At 61.3% G+C, this 24,137-nt stretch carries 20 protein-coding genes; 3 read left to right on the top strand and 17 right to left on the bottom strand.

Going from position 1 to position 24,137, the window contains the following annotated elements; genetic code table 11:
• Positions 1-9: 9 nt before the first annotated feature.
• The 9 genes from xth to IHQ71_RS23785 all read right to left on the bottom strand — a co-directional run bounded on the left by xth (position 10) and on the right by IHQ71_RS23785 (position 11,504).
• A complete protein-coding gene (xth, locus tag IHQ71_RS23825) occupies positions 10-813 on the bottom strand; it encodes an exodeoxyribonuclease III (RefSeq protein ID WP_258158887.1) in 804 nt (267 codons plus the stop codon).
• Positions 814-883: 70 nt separating this feature from the next.
• Positions 884-1,549, bottom strand: a complete 666-nt coding sequence (locus IHQ71_RS23820; RefSeq protein ID WP_258158886.1) for an outer membrane lipoprotein carrier protein LolA — start codon at positions 1,547-1,549, stop codon at positions 884-886.
• 108 nt (positions 1,550-1,657) lie between these two features.
• Positions 1,658-4,369, bottom strand: a complete 2,712-nt coding sequence (locus IHQ71_RS23815; RefSeq protein ID WP_258158885.1) for a DNA translocase FtsK — start codon at positions 4,367-4,369, stop codon at positions 1,658-1,660.
• A gap of 141 nt (positions 4,370-4,510) precedes the next feature.
• Positions 4,511-5,890 (bottom strand): FGGY-family carbohydrate kinase, encoded by a 1,380-nt coding sequence (locus IHQ71_RS23810; protein ID WP_258158884.1) that lies wholly within the window; start codon positions 5,888-5,890, stop codon positions 4,511-4,513.
• Between the two features lie 17 nt (positions 5,891-5,907).
• Positions 5,908-6,921: an ABC transporter permease gene (locus IHQ71_RS23805; RefSeq protein ID WP_258158883.1), complete on the bottom strand. Its 1,014-nt coding sequence runs from the start codon at positions 6,919-6,921 to the stop codon at positions 5,908-5,910.
• Positions 6,918-7,898, bottom strand: coding sequence for an ABC transporter permease (locus tag IHQ71_RS23800; RefSeq protein WP_258158882.1), 981 nt, complete (start codon positions 7,896-7,898; stop codon positions 6,918-6,920). The genes IHQ71_RS23805 and IHQ71_RS23800 overlap by 4 nt, the downstream gene beginning before the upstream one ends.
• Positions 7,895-9,412, bottom strand: a complete 1,518-nt coding sequence (locus IHQ71_RS23795; protein WP_258158881.1) for a sugar ABC transporter ATP-binding protein — start codon at positions 9,410-9,412, stop codon at positions 7,895-7,897. Before IHQ71_RS23795 ends, IHQ71_RS23800 begins: the two co-directional genes overlap by 4 nt.
• A 251-nt stretch (positions 9,413-9,663) precedes the next feature.
• Complete coding sequence (gene rhaS / locus IHQ71_RS23790) at positions 9,664-10,653, bottom strand: rhamnose ABC transporter substrate-binding protein (RefSeq protein WP_258158880.1); 990 nt, start codon at positions 10,651-10,653, stop codon at positions 9,664-9,666.
• A 41-nt stretch (positions 10,654-10,694) separates the two neighbouring features.
• Positions 10,695-11,504 (bottom strand): DeoR/GlpR family DNA-binding transcription regulator, encoded by an 810-nt coding sequence (locus IHQ71_RS23785; protein ID WP_258158879.1) that lies wholly within the window; start codon positions 11,502-11,504, stop codon positions 10,695-10,697.
• Between the two features lie 196 nt (positions 11,505-11,700).
• Here IHQ71_RS23785 and IHQ71_RS23780 point away from each other — a divergent pair, with 196 nt between their 5' ends.
• Both IHQ71_RS23780 and rhaI read left to right on the top strand, forming a co-directional pair.
• On the top strand, positions 11,701-13,800 hold the full coding sequence (locus tag IHQ71_RS23780) for a bifunctional rhamnulose-1-phosphate aldolase/short-chain dehydrogenase (protein ID WP_258158878.1): 2,100 nt from the start codon (positions 11,701-11,703) through the stop codon (positions 13,798-13,800).
• A 216-nt stretch (positions 13,801-14,016) separates the two neighbouring features.
• A complete protein-coding gene (gene rhaI, locus IHQ71_RS23775; protein ID WP_258158877.1) occupies positions 14,017-15,306 on the top strand; it encodes an L-rhamnose catabolism isomerase in 1,290 nt (429 codons plus the stop codon).
• Here the strand turns inward: rhaI and IHQ71_RS23770 are convergent.
• Positions 15,286-16,962: a sensor histidine kinase gene (locus tag IHQ71_RS23770; RefSeq protein ID WP_258158876.1), complete on the bottom strand. Its 1,677-nt coding sequence runs from the start codon at positions 16,960-16,962 to the stop codon at positions 15,286-15,288. The genes rhaI and IHQ71_RS23770 overlap by 21 nt on opposite strands.
• 243 nt (positions 16,963-17,205) lie before the next feature.
• Between IHQ71_RS23770 and IHQ71_RS23765 the strand changes: the two genes are divergently transcribed.
• Complete coding sequence (locus tag IHQ71_RS23765; protein WP_374989910.1) at positions 17,206-19,545, top strand: glucose/quinate/shikimate family membrane-bound PQQ-dependent dehydrogenase; 2,340 nt, start codon at positions 17,206-17,208, stop codon at positions 19,543-19,545.
• 63 nt (positions 19,546-19,608) lie between these two features.
• On the opposite strand, the gene IHQ71_RS23760 is transcribed toward IHQ71_RS23765, so the two are convergent.
• The 7 genes from IHQ71_RS23760 to IHQ71_RS23730 form a co-directional block, all read right to left on the bottom strand.
• On the bottom strand, positions 19,609-20,589 hold the full coding sequence (locus IHQ71_RS23760; RefSeq protein ID WP_258158875.1) for an SDR family oxidoreductase: 981 nt from the start codon (positions 20,587-20,589) through the stop codon (positions 19,609-19,611).
• Between the two features lie 76 nt (positions 20,590-20,665).
• Complete coding sequence (locus tag IHQ71_RS23755; protein WP_258158874.1) at positions 20,666-20,914, bottom strand: hypothetical protein; 249 nt, start codon at positions 20,912-20,914, stop codon at positions 20,666-20,668.
• A gap of 67 nt (positions 20,915-20,981) precedes the next feature.
• Positions 20,982-21,224: a DUF982 domain-containing protein gene (locus tag IHQ71_RS23750; protein ID WP_258158873.1), complete on the bottom strand. Its 243-nt coding sequence runs from the start codon at positions 21,222-21,224 to the stop codon at positions 20,982-20,984.
• Positions 21,225-21,286: 62 nt separating this feature from the next.
• Entirely contained in the window at positions 21,287-21,550 is a 264-nt protein-coding gene (locus tag IHQ71_RS23745; protein ID WP_258158872.1) for a hypothetical protein, read from the bottom strand.
• A gap of 122 nt (positions 21,551-21,672) precedes the next feature.
• Positions 21,673-22,506: a transglutaminase family protein gene (locus IHQ71_RS23740; protein ID WP_258158871.1), complete on the bottom strand. Its 834-nt coding sequence runs from the start codon at positions 22,504-22,506 to the stop codon at positions 21,673-21,675.
• 48 nt (positions 22,507-22,554) lie between these two features.
• Positions 22,555-23,490 (bottom strand): transglutaminase family protein, encoded by a 936-nt coding sequence (locus tag IHQ71_RS23735; RefSeq protein WP_258158870.1) that lies wholly within the window; start codon positions 23,488-23,490, stop codon positions 22,555-22,557.
• A gap of 451 nt (positions 23,491-23,941) precedes the next feature.
• Complete coding sequence (locus tag IHQ71_RS23730; RefSeq protein ID WP_258158869.1) at positions 23,942-24,136, bottom strand: hypothetical protein; 195 nt, start codon at positions 24,134-24,136, stop codon at positions 23,942-23,944.
• Between the last annotated feature and the right edge of the window lies 1 nt (position 24,137).

The raw sequence follows: 24,137 nt of genomic DNA, 5'->3' as shown, positions 1-24,137 counted from the left end.
TTCCTCATGTCACAGGTCGAAGCGGGCGATCACCGGAACATGGTCCGATGGTTTCTCCCAGCCTCGCGCTTCCCTTAATATCTCGATTTCCTGGAGTTGTGGCCCGAGATCGGGCGACGACCAGATGTGGTCGAGCCTGCGGCCCTTGTTCGCGGCCACCCAGTCGGCGGAGCGGTAACTCCACCATGTGTAGAGCTTCGCCGGTTCGGGCGTGTATTGCCGCATCAGGTCCAGCCAGTTGCCGCGTGCAATGACCTCTTTCATTCCGTCGGTCTCGACAGGCGTGTGGCTGACGATCTTGAGCAACTGCTTGTGCGACCAGACGTCATGTTCAAACGGGGCAATATTGAGATCTCCGACGAGGATCGAGGAGACGCCTGCTTCCGCTTCGGAATGAAGCCCCTTCATCTCCTCGATATAATCGAGCTTGTGGGCAAACTTCGGATTGATCTTGGGATCGGGCTCATCGCCGCCGGCGGGCACGTAGAAATTATGCAGCCGGATCGTCCTGGTACCGGCGCGGAATTTCACCGAGACATGCCGGGCATGGCCGACACTGCCATGGTCGCGGCGGTCGTGTTCCTCGAGCGGCAGGCGGGAGACGATGGCCACACCATGGTAACCCTTCTGGCCGTGGATCGCCTGGTGCAGATAACCGCGATCGTTGAACGGCGCGATCGGGAACTGGTCGTTCTCGCACTTGGTTTCCTGCAGGCAGAGAATATCGGGCTGCTTTTCATCCAGGAACTTCTCGACGATCGGCATGCGGAGCCGCACCGAGTTGATGTTCCAGGTGGCAATCGTCAGCGGCATGCAGGCAGTCTCCGGGCACGTGAATCGCGCCGGACACTAGAATCTTTCATTGCTAAATGGAATGCGGCAATCAGCGGCCGTTGCCGCCCATGTTGTGTACTTCGTCATAGGGAATGCGGAATACCGCCTTATCGAAGGTGATGCCCGTCTGGGTATTGAAAATCATCACCGACGTGTCCTTGCCCTGGTTGTCAGTGATCGTCCACTGCCGCAGGTCGTAGCTCTTGGGGTCGAACATCATGGTGATCGTAGAATCGGCGAAGATAGACCTGTCGCCGAGCTTGATGGTGATCAGGTCGGCCTCTTCCTTGACGTCGCGGACCATCTTGCCCTTGAGGTCGATCCGTTCGTCGAGGAGAAGGGCGAGTGGCGTCTTGGACAGCGGATAGATATCCCATGTCTTGAGCTTGCTGTTGCCGATCACCACCGATTTACCGTCGGCGATCACCCGCATGGGAGACGGCTTTTCGTAATTGAAGCGGACCTTGCCGGGCCGTTCGAGGAAGAACTTGCCGGCCGTCTGTTCGCCGCGCGGGCCGAACTGCACGAATTCTCCCTGCATGGTTTTGACCGAGGAAAAGTGATCGGCGATCTTCTGGGCGATTTCGTTGTTGGCGGCCTGGGCGACCGAGAGGGGTAGCATCGCGAGAAGTGTGAAAGCAGCGGCGCCCGTGACGAGATTGCGTCGCGTAAGGCCAGCCTTTGCCATCATGTTCTTCATCTCGAATCCATCCATTCCAGTCTCCTTTTCCGCTCCTATCTGGAGAGAAAGTACGGCGCCTTCAAGGCGCGCGTTTCGTCGCAGGCTGCTTGAAACCAGTAACGCAGAAGCCTTGCCCGGAGTTCACCGGGCGAGGATGTCCTCTTCCGTCGGCACCAGGATCTCGCGCTTGCCGGCATGGTTGGCCGGGCCGACGAGACCTTCCTTCTCCATGCGCTCGATGATCGAGGCGGCGCGGTTATAGCCGATGCCGAGACGGCGCTGGATGTAGGAAGTCGAAGCCTTGCCGTCCTTCAATACCACGGCGACCGCCTGATCATAAGGATCATCGGAATCGGCCAGATTGCCGATGCTTCCGGATGCGCCGTCGTAGCCGCCGCCTTCACTATCCTCGTCATCATCAGCAGTGATCGCGTCGAGGTATTGCGGCGAGCCCTGACTCTTGAGGAAGGCCACCACTTCCTCAACTTCAAGGTCCGAGACGAAGGGGCCGTGAACGCGCTGGATACGTCCGCCGCCTGCCATATAAAGCATGTCGCCCATGCCGAGCAGTTGCTCTGCGCCCTGTTCGCCGAGAATGGTGCGGCTGTCGATCTTGGAGGTGACCTGGAAGGAGATACGGGTCGGGAAATTCGCTTTGATCGTGCCGGTGATGACGTCGACGGACGGACGCTGCGTCGCCATGATCACATGGATGCCGGCGGCACGGGCCATCTGGGCCAAGCGCTGGACCGCACCTTCGATATCCTTGCCGGCGGTCATCATCAGGTCGGCCATTTCATCGATGATGACGACGATATAGGGGATCGGCGCGAGATCGAATTCCTCGGTCTCGTAGATCGCCTCACCGGTGTGACGGTCAAAACCGGTCTGTACGGTGCGGGTGATCTGCTCGCCCTTTTCCACCGCCTTCTGGACGCGCTCGTTGAAGCCGTCGATGTTGCGGACGCCGATCTTCGACATCTTCTTGTAGCGATCTTCCATCTCGCGGACGGTCCATTTGAGCGCGACGACGGCCTTCTTCGGGTCGGTGACAACAGGAGACAACAGATGCGGGATGCCGTCATAGACCGAGAGTTCGAGCATCTTAGGGTCGATCATGATCAGGCGGCACTGTTCCGGCGTCATCCGGTAGACGAGCGACAGGATCATCGTGTTGATGGCGACGGATTTGCCCGAACCGGTGGTTCCGGCGACCAGCAGATGCGGCATCTTGGCGAGGTCGACGACGACGGGTTCGCCGCCGATAGTCTTGCCGAGCGCTACCGCGAGCTTGCACTTGGACTGGTCGAAATCGCGTGAGCCGATCATCTCGCGGAAGAACACCATTTCGCGGATCTTGTTGGGCAGTTCGATGCCGATCGCATTGCGGCCGGGAACGACCGCGACGCGGGCGGCAATGGCGCTCATCGAGCGGGCGATATCGTCGGCGAGGCCGATGACGCGGGACGACTTGATGCCGGGAGCGGGTTCGAGTTCATAAAGGGTCACGACCGGGCCGGGGCGGACATGGATGATGTTGCCCTTGACGCCGAAATCCTCCAGCACGCCTTCGAGGATACGGGCGTTCTGCTGCAGCGCCTCGTTGGACAGCGACGCATCGCGGGCGATGGCCTTGGGTTCGGTGAGAAGTTCGATCGGCGGCAGGTCGAAGCCATCGTTCTTCTGGTTGGCGCGATGCTGTACGCCCGACTGCGCGCGGGTGGCCTGCGGCGCCGGCTGCGGAGCAGCGGCACGGGCCGGCATCGGCACCTTGCGGGGCGAGCGGATTTCCGGAGTCATGCCCCAGTCCGCGCCATCGTCTTGGTCGTCATCGGCAAGGATGCCTAACGGGCGGTCGAGATCGAAGGGCGGTTCGTCATCCTCGTCACCCATCTGGGGTGCCGAGACGATACGACGCGCCGACGAGGCGGAATTCCGCGTTTCGCCGAACATCGAGGGTTCGATACGGCCGCGATTTGCAGGAACGGGTACGACACCGCGGTCGTCCTCGTGCATCAGGCCGAATTCTTCATTGTTCAGATCATAAGGTTCGTCGAAGCTGCGCTTCACGGGCTTTCGGGCCGGCATTCCCGTCAGGCGGCGAAGGCGGGCCTGGGCGGAGTAGAGCGCGTGGGCGGCAAAGCCCTGGATATAGGCGAAAGGCGATTCGCGCTCTTCGTCCTCGTCGTCGTCCTGCGCGACCGCCTGCTGCGTCTGCGGCTTGACGATCTTGACCGGCATCGAGGGTGCGTTTGCCCTTTCGATGCGCTCGGGCTCGGATGTGACAATCAGGTTGGCGGAAAAGGCGAGCAGGCCGATTGCCGGCGTCGCGCAAATCGTGCCGATCACCATCGCGGCGATGCCTTCGGGATAGGAGCCGATGAAGAGCGCCGGGAACTTCAGAATGAGATCGCCGAATACGCCGCCGAGGCCATTGGGGATCGGCCAGGTGACCGGTGGCTTGAAGCAGGAGAGCGCGGCGGATGCCAGCACCGAGCCACCGAACCATGCACCCGCGCGCGGCCCGACGCGGTGGACCTGGACATTGAGCACCATCATCAGCGCCCATGCGAAGACCGGCAGCAGCGCCAGCACCGCGCCGAGACCGAAGAACTGCATCATCAAGTCGGTGAAATATGAGCCGGCCGAACCGAGTATGTTGGTCGGTTCGCGTGAGGTGGCGTTGGAGTAACTCGGATCGAGCACGTTCCATGTCGACAGTGCCGCGACGGCCAGCCCGAGCACGGTCAGCAGCGATATGCCGCCGATCGCCTTGGCCTGGCGCCAGAGAAATGAAGTCACAGTGAAGCGAACAGATCGGCTGTCATAATCGGCCGGAATGCTTCTTGCCATGGGTCGGTCACTCGCAATCGTAGAAGGCGCGCAAGGACATGCGCAATATTAGATGCTGCGAGAGTAGCCGGGGACGGTTAATCGACGCTTAACCATGCGGCGCAGGACACTGTTAATCCCGCTGAATTCGAGATTTTGGCGTCAGCTATCAGCCAAGGTGCGCCATTCCGAGACGTAGGCTGCCAATCTCGGGTCGGGTGACAGGGAGGCCTTGCGGCTGCCGGACTGGATTTTGGCGTCGCGGCCGACCGCCAGCAGGGCGGTGCCGGCGGCTGTGCCTGTAATGCCCGAGCCGCCGGTCATGATATCGCGGCCGGTCATCACGTTGAGTGCTTCGAGATAGGTCGTGTTGCGGGCAAGCGGGCCTTCGACGATGACGGGACCATCGGCGCCGATCAGTTCCAGCGAGACCGCGGTCATCATGCCGATATAGAGCGACACGGCATAGAGATAGGCGCCGGGTGACAGCGAGGAGGGATCGCCATTCCAGCTCGACTTGCGACCAGTGTAAGGGCCAGAATCATCCGGGAAGGCCGGCAGCAGCATGACGCCTTGGTCGAGCACGGCGTCGCGGTCCGCAGTCGTGATTTCCGCAGTGCCATCCGCCTTCAGTATGGAAAAGGCGCGGCCGCCCATGAAGCGGGCCGACGGCACCGGGTCGCCGAAGGCGTTGACATTGACCAGGGTGTCGCGCTCCTCTGACAATGTGACCTGCTTGCCGCCGACGGAGAAGCAGATCACCCAGGTGCCGGTTGAGACGACCGAGAAGGGCGGATGATCGGCCTTGAGATGGGTGAGCAGCGAGGCGTTGGAATCATGGATGCCGCTGAAGACCGGCGTCGTGGGGGATAGTCCGGTCTCTTCCGCCAGCTCGGGCTTGAGATTGCCGAGCACATCGAAGACGCTGCCGATCGGCGGCATCAGCCTGCGCCAGTCCATCGTGTCCACAAGCGAGGAATATTCGCGGCGGAAGGGGTTCCAGAGATCGGTATGGGCGCCGATCGACGTTGGCTCGGTGGCGCGCACGCCGGTCAGCCGCATCGACCAATATTGCGGGTAGGGGATGATCGAGGTGGCGCGGGCGAATTCGGCTGGAAAAGTCCGGGCTTGCCAGAAAAGCTGTGCGCCGACATTCAGTCCGGCTGACAGCATCGGCGAGCCGGTTTCCGAGAATGGCGGACGGATGGCCTGGTATTCGTCGCGCAGTGATTCCGGGCCGTCGAATTCGTAGTCGAGAACGGGCAGCGCAAGATTGCCATCGGCATCCACCAGCGTGATCGAGGCGCCATGCGCGGTGATCGCAATCGCGTCGATGGTGGTCTGCCGGTTGATATCGCCGAGTGCGCCGAGGATGAAGGTCCACAGGCCCTCGATATCGTAATGCGGATAGGGGCCGGCGCGGATCACCCGGTTCTCGATCGATCGCACATGGCTTTCGCGACCTTCCGCGAGATCGAACAGCGCGACCTTGCCATTGGTCTTGCCGATATCGATCACGGCAACATTGCGGATATCTGGCATGGCCCCTCCCGGCGTCATCAATGCGCTTGCGCCTTGCGGCGCTGGCCGATCCTACCGGCAATCACCGGGACCGCAATGACTAGGATGAGGAGGAGGCCGATGAAGATCGACATGACGATGCCGGGTACGTTGAGCAGGCCAAAACCGAATGTGACCAGCCCCATGATGATGGCGGCCAGAACGATGCCGGGGATGGTGCCGGAGCCGCCATTGATGTTGATGCCGGCGAGCACGACCATGGTCACCGCTTCCAGTTCCAGGCCGGTGGCAATCGAGGGACGCGTCGAGCCTAGGCGCGAGGTGAGACAGACGGCGGCGATGCCGCTCATCAGGCCGGTCAGCAGGAAGAGGATGAATTTGACCCGCGCGACTTTCACGCCGGAGAAGAGGGCCGCCACGGGATTGTTGCCGATCGCATAGGTCACGCGGCCGAAACTGGTGCGGTGAAGCAGGATATAGAACAGCACCGCCATGACTGCGAAAAGCGCCAGCTCGAACGAGAACACCCACCAGACATAGCCCTGGCCGAAATAGGAGAAGCCGTCGGGATATTCGGTATAGGCCTTGTCGCCCAGGATGATGTAGGCGAGGCCACGGAACAGGCTCATCGTGCCGATGGTGACGACGATGGACGGCAGGCCTAGCCCGGTGACCAGCCAGCCATTGATGGCGCCGCAGACGAGGCCGGTGCCCATGCCCACCAACACCAGTTCGGGGGCGCCTGCACCGTGGCTCGCCGCCATGCCCATCATGGTCGAGGATATCGCGATGATCGAGGCAACCGAGAGGTCGATCTCGCCCGATATGATCACTAGCGCCAGTGCCAGCGCCACCAGCGCTTTTTCCGTGAAGTTGAACGTGGCGTCGGAGAGGTTCCACGGATCGAGGAAATAGGGCGAGGCGAAGGAGTTGATGGTGAAGATCACCACCATGACCACGACGAGAAGAGTCTCCCAGCTCTTGAACACACGCTCGGGCAGGCCCTTGAGGCGATCCGGGATATTGCGGGGCGTCGGATTTGCGATGCTCATGCTGCTGCCTCCGCGCGTCTGAGGATGACGCGGCCCTTCTTGCGCTCGGCCCGCGCATTGAAGGCGACCGCGATGATGATGACGGTGCCCGATATGGCGAGCTGCCAGAAGGGCGACACGTTGATGACAGGCAGCGCGTTCTTGATGACGCCGAGGAAGAGAGCGCCGAGCACTGCGCCGGGCACCGAGCCGATGCCGCCGGCGATCGAGACGCCGCCGATGACGCAGGCCGCCACGACGTCAAGCTCGAAGCCGAGCGCGATATCGACATAGGCCACAGCGTAACGCGACACCCAGAGGTAGCCGGCGAGGCCCGAAAGCGCGCCCGAGATCATGAAGGCCCTGAAGCTGGCGCGGCCGGGATTGATACCGGCATAGACGGCGGCGTTGGCATTGCCGCCGACCGCGAAGAAGGAACGGCCGAGCGCGGTGCGACCGATCACCACGAACATGATTGCGATCGCGGCGATCGAGAGCCAGCTCAGCACCGGCATGCCGAGAAACGCGTCGCGCGGGAAGGCCTTGAAGCTGGCCGACATCTGGTGGGCGTTGACCCATTTGCCGTCGGTGAGCAGGAAGATCGAACCACGAAAAATGGTCATCGTGCCGAGCGTTACGACAATCGGCGGCATGGCGAGCTTCCAGACCAGCAGGCCGTTGATCGAACCCAAGGCAGCCCCAAGCGCGACCGCCGCCAGGATCAGCAGCGGCACCGGCACGCCGGGAAAGGCGATGTTGAGCATGGCAGAGACCATGCCGCACAGCGCGAGGTTGGCGGCCATCGAGAGGTCGATGCACTTGGTGAGGATCACGCCCATCTGGCCGAGCGCCAGAATGATCAGGATCGACGTGTCGTGATAGACATTGCCAAGGCTCGGCAGCGACAGGAATTGCGGCACGCGGAGCGAAATCATCAGGATCAGAGCAACGATGGCCGCGAGCAGCTGCAGTTCGCGACATTTGAGCAAGGCGTTCATGCTGCTTCTCCGATGCCGGCGGCGGCGCGCACGAGTTTTTCGGCGGTGAGGCCATCGCGCGGGAATTCGCCGACAATGCGGCCTTCGCGCATGACGATGACACGGTCCGCCATGCCGAGGATTTCGGGGATTTCCGAGGAGACCATGATGACCGAAAGGCCTTGCGCCGCGAGTTCGCCCATGAATTCGTGGACCGCGGCCTTGGAGCCGATGTCGATGCCCTTGGTCGGCTCGTCGAGAATGATGACCTTCGGCTTGGTAGCGAGCCACTTGGCGATCACCACCTTCTGCTGGTTGCCGCCCGAGAGCGTGCCGACATCCTGGTCGAGCGAGGCGGCGCGAAGATCGAGGCGGGATGTATATTCGCGCGCCAGCCGGAATTCTTCGGCCAGCCGCAGGAAGCCATTCCGCGAGGTGCGATGGATCGAGGGAAGCGTGACGTTCTGGAAAATAGGCAGGCCGATGACGGCGCCCTGGCGGCCGCGTTCCTCGGGCACATAGACGATGCCCTTGGCGACCGCTTCACTGGGGGAACGGATCACGGCGATTTCGCCATCGATCTTGATCGCGCCCTTCGATGGCTTGGTGATGCCGAAGAGCGCTTGCATGAATTCGGATCGGCCGGCGCCGACGAGGCCGTAGAAGCCGAGGATCTCGCCGCGGCGAAGCTCGAAGCCGATCGAGTCGAACTCGGTCGGATGGCTGTAGCCGGTCACGGTCAGCACCGGCGGGCCGATCTCGACATGCTTCTTGGGGAAGACCAGCCCGATATCGCGGCCGACCATCAGGCGGACGAGGTCGTCCTCATTGGTGTCGCGGATCAGGCCTTCACCGACCATCTGGCCGTCGCGGAACACGGTGTAGCGATCGGCGATGCGGAAGATCTCGTCGAACTTGTGGCTGATGAAGAGGATCGCCTTGCCCTGTGCCCGGAGGCGATCAACGAGATCATAGAGTTCGGCGATTTCCTTGTGCGAGAGGGCGGCGGTCGGCTCGTCCATGATCACGACCTGTGCATCGACCGAGAGCGCGCGGGCGATCGCCACCATGTGGCGCGAGGCGATGGCAAGGTCGCGCAGCCGCGTCTTCGGGTCGATCCTGGCGCCGGCCTTTTCGAGCAGGTCGCGGGCGCCGTCATACATGGCGTTCCAGTCGATCAGGCCGAAACGGCCGCGCGGCTGGTGGCCGATGAAGATGTTTTCAGCGACCGAGAGTTCGTCGAACAGCACCGTTTCCTGATGAATGGCGGTGATGCCTGCTTTCAGCGCGGCATGCGCGGAATGGAATGTCGTTGGTTGGCCCGAAAGCGAGATCTCGCCTTCCTCGGGCTGGTAGATGCCGGTGAGGACCTTGACCAGCGTCGATTTTCCCGCGCCGTTCTCGCCGACGAGCGCGGTGACTTCGCCGGGATAGAGCGCGAGCGATACGCCGCTGAGGGCTTTCACGCCGGGAAAGGATTTGGAGATCCCTGTGAGCGTGATCGTGGGGGCGGCTGAAGTGGTCATCGCGTCCATGAGTTTTCGTACTGGTTTCACCCCCCTCTGTCCTGCCGGACATCTCCCCCACAAGGAGGGAGAGTGACTCGCGGGACCGCCTCGCTCCACATCTCCCCCCGGTTGCTGAGCAACGGACGTTTGATAGTGGCGGCAAGAGCGCTCCATCCATTCTCCCCACCTGTGGGGGAGATGCCCGGCAGGGCAGAGGGGGGTGTTTTTGGAATGAAAAGGCGGCCCGGTATTCAAGCCGGGCCACCACCAGTCATCAATCAGAAGATCTTGGCGAATTCCTCGACGTTCTTGGCGTCATAGACGAACGGGTCGGACATCGCGCCTTCCAGGTTGTCGTCGAGCTTCAGTGAGCCCATGCGGCCCATCTTGATCTCTGCACCCGGCTTGACTTCGGCGCCGTTGATCAGGGAGTAGGACAGCATCGCGGCGGAATAACCGAGGTCGATCGGGTTCCAGATCGCGAAGGACTTGGAGGAGCCGGCCTTCACGTGGCCCGCCATTTCCGAGGGAAGGCCAAGGCCGGTGACGTTGATCTGGCCGACCTTGCCGCCGTCTTCGACAGCCTGCGCGGCGGCCACGATGCCGACCGAGGTCGGTGCGATGATCGCCTTGAGGTTCGGGTACTTCTGGATCAACCCTTGCGTTTCGCGATAGGACTTGTCGGCGAGGTCGTCACCATAGACGGTGGCGACGACATTGATGCCCTTGTAGTTCGGCAGGACCTTGTTCATCTCGGCGATCCAGGTGTTCTGGTTGGTCGCCGTCGCGGAAGCCGAAAGCACGGCCACGTCGCCGCCCTCGGGCAGGTTGTCGGCGGCGAGCTTGATGATCATGTTGCCGATCAGCGGGTTGGACGAGGGGTTGAGATGCAGCATGCGGCCGTCCTTGGCGACGCCCGAATCCCACGAGATGACCTTGATGCCGCGATCCATCGCCTTCTTCAGCGCCGGAACCAGTGCATCGGCATCATTGGCCGAAACAGCAATCGCATCGACCTTCTGGGCGATCAGCGAATTGATGACTTCGATCTGGCCTTCCGCCGTCGTCGTGGTTGGGCCGGTATAGATGATCTCGACATCGCCGAGTTCCTTGGCTGCTTCCTGAGCGCCCTTGTTGGCGGCGTCGAAGAAGCCGATGCCGAGCGCCTTGACGACCAGCGCGATCTTCTTGGTTTCCGCATGTGCCACGCCCGACATGAGCGCGGTGGTGATTGCGGCAGTCACGAGCAGTTTCTTCAGAATTCCCATGATTTCCTCCCTGGGGTTTGACTTGCCTCCGGCTTCCCTCCTCAGGATATGGCCGAAGATTTCTCGATTGCAGTTTCTTGCCCGCCGGCGACGATCAGCTTCACGCCGGCGCTTTCGAGCATCGCGGCATGCCTGTCCTCGATGCCGGAATCGGTGATGACAGTGGTGATCCGCTTCAATCCGCACAGGATGAGGCTGGACCGCTTGCTGAACTTGGATGAATCGACCAGCACGATCAGGTCGTCGGCCTGGTCGATGAGCTTCTGCTCCGCCTGGATCAGCAGCGGATCGGTCTCCATCAGGCCGAGTGGCCCGAGACCTTGAGCGCCCATGAACATGCGGTGCGCATAGAAATTGCGCGTCACGTCATTGTCGAAGGGCGAGAGGATGACGCTTTGCTCGCGATAGATTACGCCACCCGAGACCATGACCGTGTTCTTGGAATGCTTGACCAGATGCTCGGCAATCGGGAACGAATTGGTGAACACCTGCATGCGGCGGTTGACCAGGAAATGCACCATCTGGAACGTGGTCGTGCCGCCATTGATGATGATCGCGTCGCCATCCTCGCAAAGCGCCACGGCCTCGCGGGCGATCTGCTGCTTCTGGCGGGAATTGACATTTTCGCTGACCGAGAATGGCCGGCCGGCAAGGCCGACGAACTGCGGTGGGTGAAGCGCCTCGGCGCCACCGCGCACCCGGCGGAGCTTTTTCTGCACGTGAAGCGCCGCGATATCGCGCCGGATCGTCGCTTCCGAACTGTCGGTCAATTCCACCAGTTCGGGCACGGTCACGACAGGCTTTTCCTGTACCGCTGATACGATGATCCTGTGGCGTTCTTTCTCGTGCATAGTCCCTCCCATGCTTTTCATGCTTCCATCATTTCCGCGCAGTGTCAATCATGTTTGATCATATTATTTCATTGTGCGCTGCAATATGACGGAATTTGATCGTTTGTGATTGACAACGTCTCGGCTTCCGTGTGATTTGAGCACGAAACATTTCACCGTGCCGAAGGTGCGGGCAAGCTTCCGGGAGGAGACCGATATGAGCGCAGAGAGCGGCGGCGCGCGCCTCGAAAACTTGTGGGACAAGGCGAAAGCGGACGCGATGAGCGAGCCGGAGCGCCTGATCTATCGTTCCAACCTGCTCGGCTCCGACAAGCGCATCACCAATTATGGCGGCGGCAATACTTCGGCCAAGGTGATGGAAAAGGATCCGCTCAGCGGCGAGCAGGTCGAAGTGTTGTGGGTTAAGGGTTCGGGCGGCGATGTCGGCACGATCAAGCGCGACGGCTTCGCGACGCTCTACATGAGCAAGCTGAACGCGCTGAAGAACATCTATCGCGGCGTCGAATTCGAAGACGAGATGGTGGATTACCTCACCCACTGCACCTTCAATCTCAATCCGCGCGCTGCCTCCATCGATACGCCGCTGCATGCCTATGTGCCGCGCGTTCATGTCGATCATATGCATCCCGATGCGATCATCGCGATTGCCGCGTCGAAGAACTCCAAGGAATTGACGCGGGATATCTTCGGCGGCGAGATCGGCTGGCTGCCATGGAAGCGGCCCGGCTTCGAGCTTGGCCTGTGGCTGTCGAAATATTGCGCCGAGAACCCCACGGCGCGCGGCGTGGTGTTGGAGAGCCATGGCCTGTTCACCTGGGGCGATACGGCCGAGGAGAGTTATCTCACCACGATCGAGATTATCAACAAGGCGATCGCCTGGTTCGAGGGTAAGATCACCGGATCGGTCTTTGGTGGTGCGAAGTACACGCCGCTGCAAGAGGATCAGCGCCGCGAAATCGCCGGCCGGCTGATGCCTGTCATCCGTGGCATGATCTCGGCGTCGGAATCCAAGGCAGGTCATTTCGATGACAGCGCGGCGGTGCTGGAATTCGTTTCGTCCAACAATCTCGATACGCTCGCAGCACTCGGCACCTCCTGTCCGGACCATTTCCTGCGCACCAAGATCAGGCCGCTGGTCGTCGATTTCGATCCCTCAAATCCGGATATCGAAAAGACGCTTGCCGGGCTTGAAGCGGCGGTCGCCGAATATCGTGAGGGTTACAAGGCCTATTACGAACGCTGCAAGCGGTCGAATTCGCCAGTGATCCGCGATCCCAATGCGGTGGTGTATCTCGTCCCCGGCGTCGGCATGATCACATTTGCCAAGGATAAGGCTACGGCGCGCATCTCGGGCGAGTTTTACGTCAACGCGATCAATGTCATGCGAGGCTCATCCTCGGTCTCGACCTATATGGGCCTGCCGGAACAGGAAGCCTTCGACATCGAATACTGGCTCCTCGAGGAAGCGAAGCTCCAGCGCATGCCCAAGCCGAAGACGCTGGCCGGCAAGATTGCGTTGATCACCGGCGGTGCCGGCGGTATCGGCCGCGCGACGGCGGAGCGCTTCCTGCGCGAGGGCGCCTGCGTTGTGCTCGCCGATATCGATCAAGTGGCACTCGATGCGGCGGTGGCGGATTTTTCCAAGCGCTATGGCACCGATCAGGTCCGGCCCGTGCTGATCAACGTCACGAGCGAGGAGGAAGTCATCGACGGCTTTGCTCATGCGGTGACGGAATATGGGGGTCTCGATATCCTCGTCTCCAATGCCGGACTTGCCTCCTCCGCGCCTGTGTCGGAGACGACGCTGGCGCTGTGGGACAAGAATATGGACATCCTGGCCAAGGGCTATTTCCTGGTCTCGCGCGAAGCATTCCGGGTGTTCGAAACGCAGAAGATCGGCGGCAATATCGTCTTCGTCGCCTCCAAGAACGGTTTGGCTGCCTCTCCCAATGCGGCGGCCTATTGCACCGGCAAGGCGGCCGAAATCCATCTTGCACGATGTCTGGCACTCGAGGGCGCGGAGAAGGGTATCCGCGTCAACACGGTCAATCCAGATGCGGTGTTGCGCGGCTCCAAGATCTGGACAGGGGAGTGGAAGGAACAGCGGGCAGCGGCCTACAAGATGTCTACGGACGATCTCGAGGAACACTATCGCGCGCGTTCAATGCTGAAGCTCTCGGTGTTTCCCGAGGATATCGCCGAGGGGATTTATTTCTTTGCTTCACCGGCCTCGGCGAAGTCGACGGGCAATATTCTGAATGTCGATGCGGGGAATGCGCAGGCGTTTACGCGGTAGGCGACGGGTTGCCATGTCGGCGTGTGAACCCCTCATCCGGCCTTCGGCCACCTTCTCCCCAAGGGGAGAAGCGGGAGTTTGGGTTCGCGCACGGTGACACACGTGAGCGGCGTGCATTGGGGCGCCCATCTCTTCTCCCCTTGGGGAGAAGGTGGCCCGAAGGGCCGGATGAGGGGGTTCCCGCTGCGCGCATTGAAGGAAATTGGGAGGAATAACATGACCATGATTTCCAAGAGCGTCGTCGATGCGTCGAACGACAAGGCGCTCGCGGCGCTGAAATCCGACTATGCCCATCTCGGTGAGGTGCTATCCCGTCGCGGCGTCGATATCGACTGGATCAAGAACAAGGTCGCGGCCTATGGCGTGGCAGTGCCTTCATGGGGTGTCGGCACCGGTGGCACGCGGTTCGCGCGTTTCCCTGGACAGGGTGAGCCGCGGCATATCTTCGACAAGATGGAGGATTGCGCGGTCATCCAGGAACTGACGCGCGCGACGCCGACCGTGTCGCTGCATATTCCGTGGGACAAGGTCGCCGATATCAGCGAACTCAAGCAGAAGGGCGACGATCTCGGCCTCGGCTTCGATGCGATGAACTCCAACACCTTTCAGGACCAGCCGCAGCAGCGGCTTTCCTACAAATACGGTTCGCTCTCTCATGCCGACCGGGCGACGCGCCAGCAGGCGGTGGACCACAATATCGAGTGCATCGAGATCGGCCAGCAGCTCGGCTCCAAGGCGCTGACGGTGTGGATCGGTGATGGCTCGAATTTCCCCGGCCAGAGCAATTTCACCCGCGCCTTCGAGCGCTATCTCGATGCGATGAAATCGGTCTACACGCATCTGCCCGACGATTGGCGGATATTCTCCGAGCACAAGATGTACGAGCCGGCCTTCTATTCGACCGTCGTGCAGGATTGGGGCAGCAATTACCTTGTTGCCACCGAGCTTGGCCCCAAGGCCTATTGCCTTGTCGACCTCGGCCACCATGCGCCGAACGTCAATATCGAGATGATCGTCGCCCGCCTGATCCAGTTCAAGAAACTCGGTGGCTTCCATTTCAACGATTCGAAATATGGCGACGACGACCTCGATACGGGTTCGATCGATCCCTACCGCCTGTTCCTCGTCTTCAACGAGCTGGCGGATGCGGAGCTTTCCAATGTCGAGGGCTTCAATCCGGCACATATGCTCGACCAGTCGCACAACGTCACCGATCCGATCGAGAGCCTGATGACTTCTGCGATGGAAGTCTGCCGCGCCTATGCGCAGGCGCTGATCGTCGATCGCAAGGCACTCGGCGAATATCAGGAGGGCGGCGACGCTTTGCTGGCTTACGAAACGCTGAAGCGGGCGTTCCGGACCGATGTCGAGCCGATCCTCGCCATGGCGCGGCTGGAGCAGGGCGGCGCGATCAATCCGGTCGCGGCCTATCGCACCTCCGGCTATCGCAAAAAAGTGGGTGACGAACGTCCGGCGGTCACCGGATCAGGCGGCGGCATCGTCTGACACGACTTCGTGCTTTTCCGGGCAGGCCGGCTTGAAACGAAGCGTGAAATGCAGGCCCTCCGGCCGGTAGTCGAATTTGACGTCCGGCTGGTACTCGGGCGGGAAAGCGCGGGTGATCACCTTGGTGCCGAAGCCTTCTTTCTCGGGCATCGAGACGGCAGGCCCGCCGTGCTCGCGCCATTCCAGTGATACCCCATTGTCATCGTTCGCCCAAGAGATGTTCACGTAGCCGGCGAAATTGCTGAGTGCACCATATTTCGCCGCATTGGTCGCGAGTTCATGGATGACCAGGGTGAGCGCGACCACGGCCTGCGGCGGCAGCGAGATATCGGGCCCCTCGACCTTGAAGTGGTCGTCGTTGGCATCGTGATGGGGGCTGATCGCGCGCGCCACGACATCGTGGATATCGCCACTTTCCCAATCCTCGGCCAACAGCGTGTCATAGGCGCCCGCCAGGGCGCGGACCCTGAGCGAATAGGTCTCGAGTGCTTCCTGCGGCACGATCCGGCCGAATGTCTGGCGTGCGATGGCCTGGACCACGGAAAGCGTGTTCTTGACGCGGTGTGAGAGTTCGCGGGTGAGGAAGCTGCGTGCGCCTTCCGCGTCCTCGGCGCGCAGCCGCCTGCGATTGAGTTCGTCGAGAAGATTGTCCACCGAGGCGCCGACCTGGCCCACCTCGCCCTGACGCCCGTGCATGCCGGTCCGCGCGGTGATGTCGCCGCCGGCCCAGCGTTCGAGGACCGAGACAACTTTCTGGATCGGCCTGAGTATGAAACGGTTGCCCACGAAAACGGCCGCAAATGCCGATGCGATGCCGCCGATGGCAATCAGCATGATGGCGGTCCATGTCGCCCGGTTGATTCCCTCGAAGACCGTGTCCTTGGCAACGCCCGCTGAGATATAAAGCGGCGTCTCGTTGGTGGGAGGCTGATATCCGACAATTCTCACCACGCCATCCCGGCTCATGACCTCCCTTGTGCCGGGTGTCTTCGCATCGAGAAGGTACATGTATGCGTCGCCCATCTTCGAGCCGACAATGCCTGGCCGCGCCGGCGTCCGCACCAGGATCGTCCCCTGGCGATCGACGATCGCCACGATGCCGCTCTTTGGCGTGCCGCGCTCCTGGATCCGATCCTGCAGCCACTGCAGCTTGATGCCTGTGAGCATGACACCCTTGAGCACGCCCTTATGCCAGAGCGGACGCGCCACCGGCAGGACCTCGATGCCCGACCGGCGGCCCTTCGTGAAGCCGCCGATCGCGAAGGTGTTGTTCCTGATGGCGTCCTTGAAGAAATCCCGATCGGATATATCCGACCCAAGCGGGTTCGGCAGGCTGTCGCAGACGATCCTGCCGTTGACGTCGGCAACCGCAATATTGCCGAGGGATGGAACCTGTAGCGCAATCTCGTTGAGGGCATCGTGGCAGGCCTGAGCTTCCACTTCGGCGACGCTCGGGATGACCGAACTCGCAATCAGCACGCTCCTTGTACCCTCGAGAATCCGGTCGATTTCGGAGGCGACCTGTTGGGAGGTCTGAAGCATCTGCAGACGCACCTCCGCGTCGCGTTGCTGGCGATACCAGAATTCGTTATAGGCAAGCATGCCTATCGCCGGTATCAGCGCGGTGAGGGCCACCGCAAACAGCCGCTTATTCATTTCGCCCCGATCCCCATCCACGCGGATATCAGCATTCCCACGCGGTCGCTGCAAGCAGCGGATGCCAATCTTCCGTTGATGAATCACAGCTTGTGATTCATCAACGGAAGATTCCCCTGAGAGAATCACGCTATCATAGCAGCGATCGGTTGACACGCTGTACGATTGTGCGGAACTGTGCGCCCAATCAGCATGTTACAGCGAAATATCCCTGTTCGTTCCAGAATCCAGCGGGTGCTTCAAATGATACTTCTCACGATTACCTGGCTCGTCTTCGCCCTGATCGGCCTCGCTCTGGCCGGCGGTGGTGGTTACCTCGTCATGCTCGGCGGCAGTCCCTATTATCTGATCGCCGGCCTCGGCTTTCTGCTGACAGCCGTGCTGCTGGCCATGCGACGGCCCTTGGCATTGATCGTCTACGGCCTTGTCATCCTGCTGTCGCTCGTATGGGCGGTGTGGGAGATCGGTTTCGACTGGTGGCAACTCGGTCCGCGCGGCGGCGTCATCGTCCTTCTCGGCATCTGGCTGCTGCTTCCAAGGGTCAGGCGTCCGCTGGGGCCGATGGACTCGGTTGATCAGCGACGTGGTGCTGCTGCCTGGCCAGTTGCGGTGCCGGTGCTTGTTGCAATTGTCGTCGCGGGCTACGCGATGTTTCAGGATCCGCACGATCTCTCGGGCGAGTTGCCGGATGCGGCCACGAAAACTGCCGCCGTATCGGCCGTGCCTGATGGAGAATGGCATCAGTATGGGCGGACCCCGCTCGGCCAGCGCTGGTCGCCGCTCGACCAGATCACGCCGGCCAATGTCACTGGGCTCAAGGAGGTATGGCGGTTCCAGACGGGCGACGTCAAGCTGAAGGACGATGTCGGCGAGACGACCTATCAGGTCACGCCGCTCAAGATCGGCAACCGGTTGTTTCTCTGCACGCCGCATAATTGGGCCTTCGCGCTCGATGCGACGACGGGCAAGCAGATCTGGAAATACGATTCCAATGCCGGCATGAACCCGGATCGCCAGCACCAAACCTGCCGGGGCGTCACCTACTACAAGGACCCCGCCGCTGCGGCGGGCGCGGCCTGTGCCGAGCGCGTCTATCTGCCGACATCGGATGCCCGGCTGATCGCACTCGACGCTGATAAGGGCACCGTCTGCGAAAGCTTTGCCGACAAGGGCATGCTGCATCTCGAAACGGGCATGCTGCACAAGCCGGCGGGCTATTACTACTCGACGTCGCCGCCAGTCATCGTGGCCGGCAAGATCATCATCGGCGGGGCGGTCAACGACAATTATTCCACCACGGAACAGTCGGGAGTCATCCGCGCGTTCGATGTCCATACCGGCGCGCTGATCTGGAACTGGGATTCGGGCAATCCGGCGAAGACCACACCCATTGGGCCGGACGAGCATTATGTCACCAATTCGCCCAACAGCTGGTCGGTGTTCTCGGTCGACGAGGCGCTCGGCCTTGTCTATATTCCGCTTGGTAACCAGGTGCCGGACCAGATCGGCATCGGCCGCAGCGAAAATGTCGAGAAATATTCGTCCTCCATCGTGGCGCTCGACATCAATACCGGACAGGACCGCTGGGTACGGCAGACCGTGCATCACGACCTTTGGGACATGGACGTGCCGGCGCAGCCCGCGCTGCTCGACCTGACCAAGGCCGATGGGGCCACCGTGCCGGCGCTGGTCGGCGCGACCAAGCAGGGCGATATCTATGTGCTGGACCGGCGCACCGGCGAGCCGATCATTCCGGTCAAGGAAGTCCCTGCTCCCGGAGGTGCCGTCGAGGGTGATTTCACGGCAAAGACCCAGCCGGTCTCCGACCTCACCTTCATGCCGAGGCCGCTGGAGGAAAGGGACATGTGGGGCGTCACCATGTTCGACCAGCTCATGTGCCGTATCGATTTCCACAAGCTCAAATACGAAGGCCGCTACACGCCGCCGTCGCTCCAGGGCACTCTGGTCTATCCCGGCAATTTCGGCACCTTCAACTGGGGCTCGATCGCGGTCGATCCCGAGCGGCAGGTGATGTTCGGCATGCCAACCTATCTCGCCTTCACCTCGCGCCTGGTGCCGCGTGCCGACGTTCCGCCCAAGGGTCAGGACGAGAAGGGATCGGAGCAAGGTCTCAACCGCAATGATGGCGCGCCCTACGGCGTCTATATGGGACCTTTCCTCGGGCCATTGAAGATTCCCTGCCAGGCGCCGCCATGGGGTTATGTCGCGGCGGCGGATCTCAAGACCGGCAAGATCGCTTACAAGCATGTCAACGGCACGGTCCAGGACATGACGCCATTGCCGCTGCCGTTCAAGGTCGGGGTGCCGGGTATTGGCGGTCCGATCATCACGCGGGGCGGCGTGGCATTCCTGGGTGCAGCGGTGGACGATTATCTCCGTGCTTATGACCTGAAGACGGGGCGGGAACTCTGGCGCGGCCGGCTTCCCGCCGGCGGCCAGTCCACACCGATGACCTATCTCGATGCCGATAACCGGCAGATCGTGCTGATTGTGGCGGGCGGGCATGGATCGGTCGGAACCAAGCCGGGCGACTATGTCATCGCCTATGCGCTGCCGAAATAACCAGACACGAAGACGCCGGCGGGGTTGCCGCCGGCGTTTTTCATTCAGCGATTGTTCGCCGGCTTAGTAACCGCCGACAACAGGCAGGATTTCGCCGGTAATGTAGCTCGACATCTGTTCGGAGGCGAGGAAGACGTAGGCCGGTGCCAGTTCTTCGGGCTGGGCGGGTCGCTTCATGGGAACCTTCGAGCCGAATTCCGCGACCATATCGGCTTCCTTGTCCGATGGGTTGAGCGGCGTCCAGACCGGGCCAGGCGCGACGCAATTGACCCGGATGCCGCGCGGCACGAGGCTCGCGCCGAGTGACCGGGTAAAGGCGTGGATGCCGCCCTTGGTCATCGAATAGTCGAGCAGTTCCTTCGAGCCGTCGATGCCGGTCACGGAGCCGGTATTGATGATCGCAGATCCGTTCTTCAGATGCGGGATCACAGCCTGCGCCATCAGAAAATAGCCGTAGAGATTGGTCTTCAGCGTCAGGTCGAAATGCTCGAGCGAGAGAGTCTCGATGCCCTTGGCATGGACCTGGAACGCGGCATTGTTGACCAGGATGTCGATCTTGCCGAATGCCTTGAGCGTTGCATCCACGGCATCCCTGCAATAGGCGGGGTCGCTGACGTCGCCCTTGCTGACCAGGCATTTGCGGCCTTCCGCCTCGACCGCGGCCTTGGTGTCGCGGGCATCCTGATCCTCGTCGATATGGCAGATCACCACATCGGCACCCTCGCGGGCGAACAGGATCGCCACGGCGCGGCCGATGCCGGAATCGCCGCCGGTGATGATCGCGACCTTGTCCTTCAGCTTCTCCGAACCCTTGTAGAAGGGCGCATCGAACATCGGCCGTGGATCGAGCGCACGCTCTTTGCCTGGCTTGGGCTGGTGCTGTTTGGGGAAGGGCGGTTCGGGATATTTCCGCGCGCCGGCCTGCATCGCGCCGCCGGATTTCTCGTTGTTCTGTTCGTCCGCCTTTTTCACCCCGCGCTGGATATCGCGCTGCTTTGCGGTCACCGCGTCGGTGTCGGGGCGGGCTTTTCGTTGTTGTGCCATGGCTGGAGTCCTCTCTTGGAATACGAGAGGACTTAACCGGGTTCAGGTGGAATTGTTCCGGTGCGGTATCGCGCGCTCAGCGGGCCTTGCTGCGCGTGCGGGCGGCTTCGAGCAGTCGGCGGATTTCGTCAGCGGCATGGGTTTCCGAGGCGAACGCCTTGCTTGGCACGATGCCGGGATCCTCCTCGCCATCCATGAACTGGGTGTCGCGGTGCAGTTCTTCGAAAATGTCGGCGTAGCGCTCGTCATGGACCAGCGCCGTCAGGAGTGTGATCAGCACTTCGCGGTGCGCGTTGAGGCGTGCTTCCATTTCATGTGGGTTCATGTTCCGCCTCATGGAAAACATTCAGGCGAGACCCGTGTGATCCCGCCTGAAATGGGTAAGGCAAAAGCTAGTGGACCGCAACCGCCGCTTCGATCGAGGCCGAGATGAAAATCTCGCGGGCCGCTTCGGCGGACGTCATGCGCTCAAGTGCTGCGCGGCAGACGGACCGAGCGGCTTCATAGTGGCGGCCCTGGCGGGCTGGCCATTCCCGATTGAGAAGATCGAGGGCGGCGACCGGCCCTTCGACATTGCGCTGCATGCCATATGGCATCTTGATACGAACGGGTTTGCTCCAGGGGATGTCTCGCATGGCGTTCCTTTCTCAAAACACTACGGAACGCCTATGATGCGAGTTTGTTCCGAGGAGACCGGTCAGTTACGGTCGTTCCTGCGGACATTCTCGTCGCGAATATCCATGATTGGAGCCCGCCACCAATAGTGGGTTTCATCGTAAATACCTGATTCACGCGCCCACCAGCGATCCTCGTGGATATCGTAGGCGCTCATGCCGTAGCGCGACGACATGCGTTCGATCAGCACGTCGCATTCCGCCGGCGTCTCGAAGATTTCAGGCAGGATTTCTTCCTCGACAACGTTGCCCGAGAGATCCACAAGCTTGTACTTTATCAGGAACATCGCAACCCCCGAAGCAATGCAATATCGGGAGCTTTCACCAATTCGCCGGGAAATGCAACGTCTGCGATTGATTTTTTGCGACAGGTGCGGTGTCGCGGATAAATTTTCGCTAATATTCCGGTTCAGCCATGCGCGAGTTCCGCCTCGCCATGCGGCACTTCTTCGGTCACGACTTCGAAGGTCTTCAATATGGTCGGGCCGAAGTTCGTGGAGAGTGCCACATCGGTGGCGTCGCGTCCGGTCGCCATCAGGATGCGGCCGATGCGGGGCGTGTTGTGGCGGGCGTCGAGCGTATGCCAGTGGCCGCTGAGATAGACTTCGAACCAGGCGGAAAAGTCCATCGGTGCCGGGTCTCTCGGCACGCCGATATCACCGAGATAGCCAGTGCAGTAGCGGGCGGGAATGTTCATGCAGCGGCAGAGCGTGATCGCCAGATGCGCAAAATCGCGGCAGACTCCGGTCTTGTCGGTATAGCCGCCATGCGCCGTGCGAAGCAGATCAGCCTTCTGGTAATCGAAGGCGATATGATCGTGCACGAAATCGACGATCGCCTTGACGCGCGGCCACCCCGGTTCCGTGCCGCCGAACTGCGCCCAGGCAAAATCGCTGAGCTTCTCGGTGTCGCAGTAGCGGCTGCCGAGAAGGAAGACCAGCACGTCGTCGGGGAGATCCTGGATCGGGTGCTCCATCGCGCCCTCGGGCACGGGATCCGGCTGGCCCGAATCGTAGATCTCGAATTCGGTGGTGATTTCGAGCAGCCCGGGCGGCGCCACAATGCGGCTGCAGGCATTGCCGAAGCCATCGGTATAGTTCCACGCCTCTATCGGCGGCGAGAAATTCAGAACCTGCTCCGTCAGGAGGTCGATCCGGCGCGAGGGATGAATGTTGAGCACGAGCATCATCGGCGTCGGCTGAACACATTCATAGCCGAGCTTGAAACCGGCGCGTATCTTCATGGATTTTTTTCCGTGCGTTGGTCGGGGCGGCGTGGCCGCGTCGCTTTTCTAACTCGCGAGACCGCCGGCAAGTTCCATGCTGCGCGCGCCGTTCACCCTGCCTTCATCAGGCTCCTCGCGGACCACATTCACCTGCACCGACATGTCGAGATAGTCGTGCGCCGAGCCATCATAGCTGCCGGAAAGCGGGATTGCCTGGCGCGGATCGCGCGCCACGGCGACGCGGATCAGGTCGCGGCTGCCGACGATGCCATTGGTCGGATCGAACTCCACCCAGCCTGCGCCGGGCAGGTAGATCTGGCACCAGGCGTGGGTCGAACCGCCGCCGAGCGTTATCGAGCCATCCCGGGCGGGCACGAAGATATAACCGGAGACAAAACGTGTCGCCATGCCGAGCGAACGGGCAGCCTCCATCATCAGCAGTGCAAAATCGCGGCAGGTGCCGCTGCGCAATTCCAGCGTCTCGATGGGCAACTGCGTGCCACGCCCCTGGCGCCGCTGATAGGCAAAGCTCTCGCGGACGGAATAGCACATGGTCATCAGCAGATGACCGGTATCGGTGGGGTGGCCGACCTTGACAAACTGTTTTGCCCAGTGGCCGACGTGATCGGCGGCATCGGGATACTGCCGCACGATCAGCCGCTCCAGATCCGGCGTCTCAAGCGGATCATAAATGAAGGGATAATGCAGCGCCTGGTCATCGATCTTGAGATCGAGCGGAATGTCGGGCGTGTGCTCGAGCCTTATATTGGTCTCGATCCTGAGTTCGGTCGCCGGCTTGTCGAAGGTCACGTTGGCAACGCAGTTGCCGAAGACATCGTGTACCCATCTGACGTCAGCCGGCTCCGGCGTGGTGATCAGGCTGGAGGTCAGCAGGCGCTGGTCGTAGCTGTCGCGCGGACGGAACATCAGCCGGTGCTCGCCGAAATGCACCTTCCGGCGATAGCTATAGGTGGTGAGGTGCCGCACGGCGAAGATGGTCATCGTTTCAAGCAGTCGATCATTGACGGGTCCGGGTGCTTTTAGAGCCTCTTGCATTGAAATGGAACCGGTTCTGTTGGCTCAAGCGGAGTCGCTTGTTGACCGGTGGGCCACGCGTCGTAGCCAAAGCATACGGCCAAGCCGGCCGGTCAAAGAGGCGGCCCGCTTCAGCCAACCCTCCCGCAGACTTGCTGAAGCAAATCTGCAAGACATTAGAATCGCCGGGCGTCGCGAAGCGCGCCCGGTGGGCCGGGCATCTTTCCGCCAGGCTCAGAGGCGATTGGCTCGGCCGTACATCTGGGTACGATCTTCGCCAATCGCCTCTGCCCTGACGAAAACCTGCTCCGGCAGAACCGATTCCATTTCAATGCAAGAGGCTCTAACCCTGCCGATGGCGATGTTCAATCACTGCCGCGGTCAAATGCGCCGCCTTGCCACAGTCAAATGACTGACATCAGCCTTCGACCGGCTCGTTCTGTGCGCCGCCGCCCTCGGCTCCGGGTTCCCTGGGTTTCTGGTTGGCGTTGGTGTCAGGAGTAATTGTATCGACGCGCCGGATCTCGGGATCGCTGTCGATCAGGTCGGCGTCTGGATTGCTCACGGCGGCCTCGTTGCGATCCTCCGCCTCGGGATATTTGCGTGGCGGCATG

Origin of the sequence: Rhizobium sp. TH2, from assembly GCF_024707525.1 — a bacterium.
Classification (GTDB): Bacteria; Pseudomonadota; Alphaproteobacteria; order Rhizobiales; family Rhizobiaceae; genus Rhizobium_E.
This window is presented reverse-complemented; position numbering and strand designations above follow the sequence as displayed.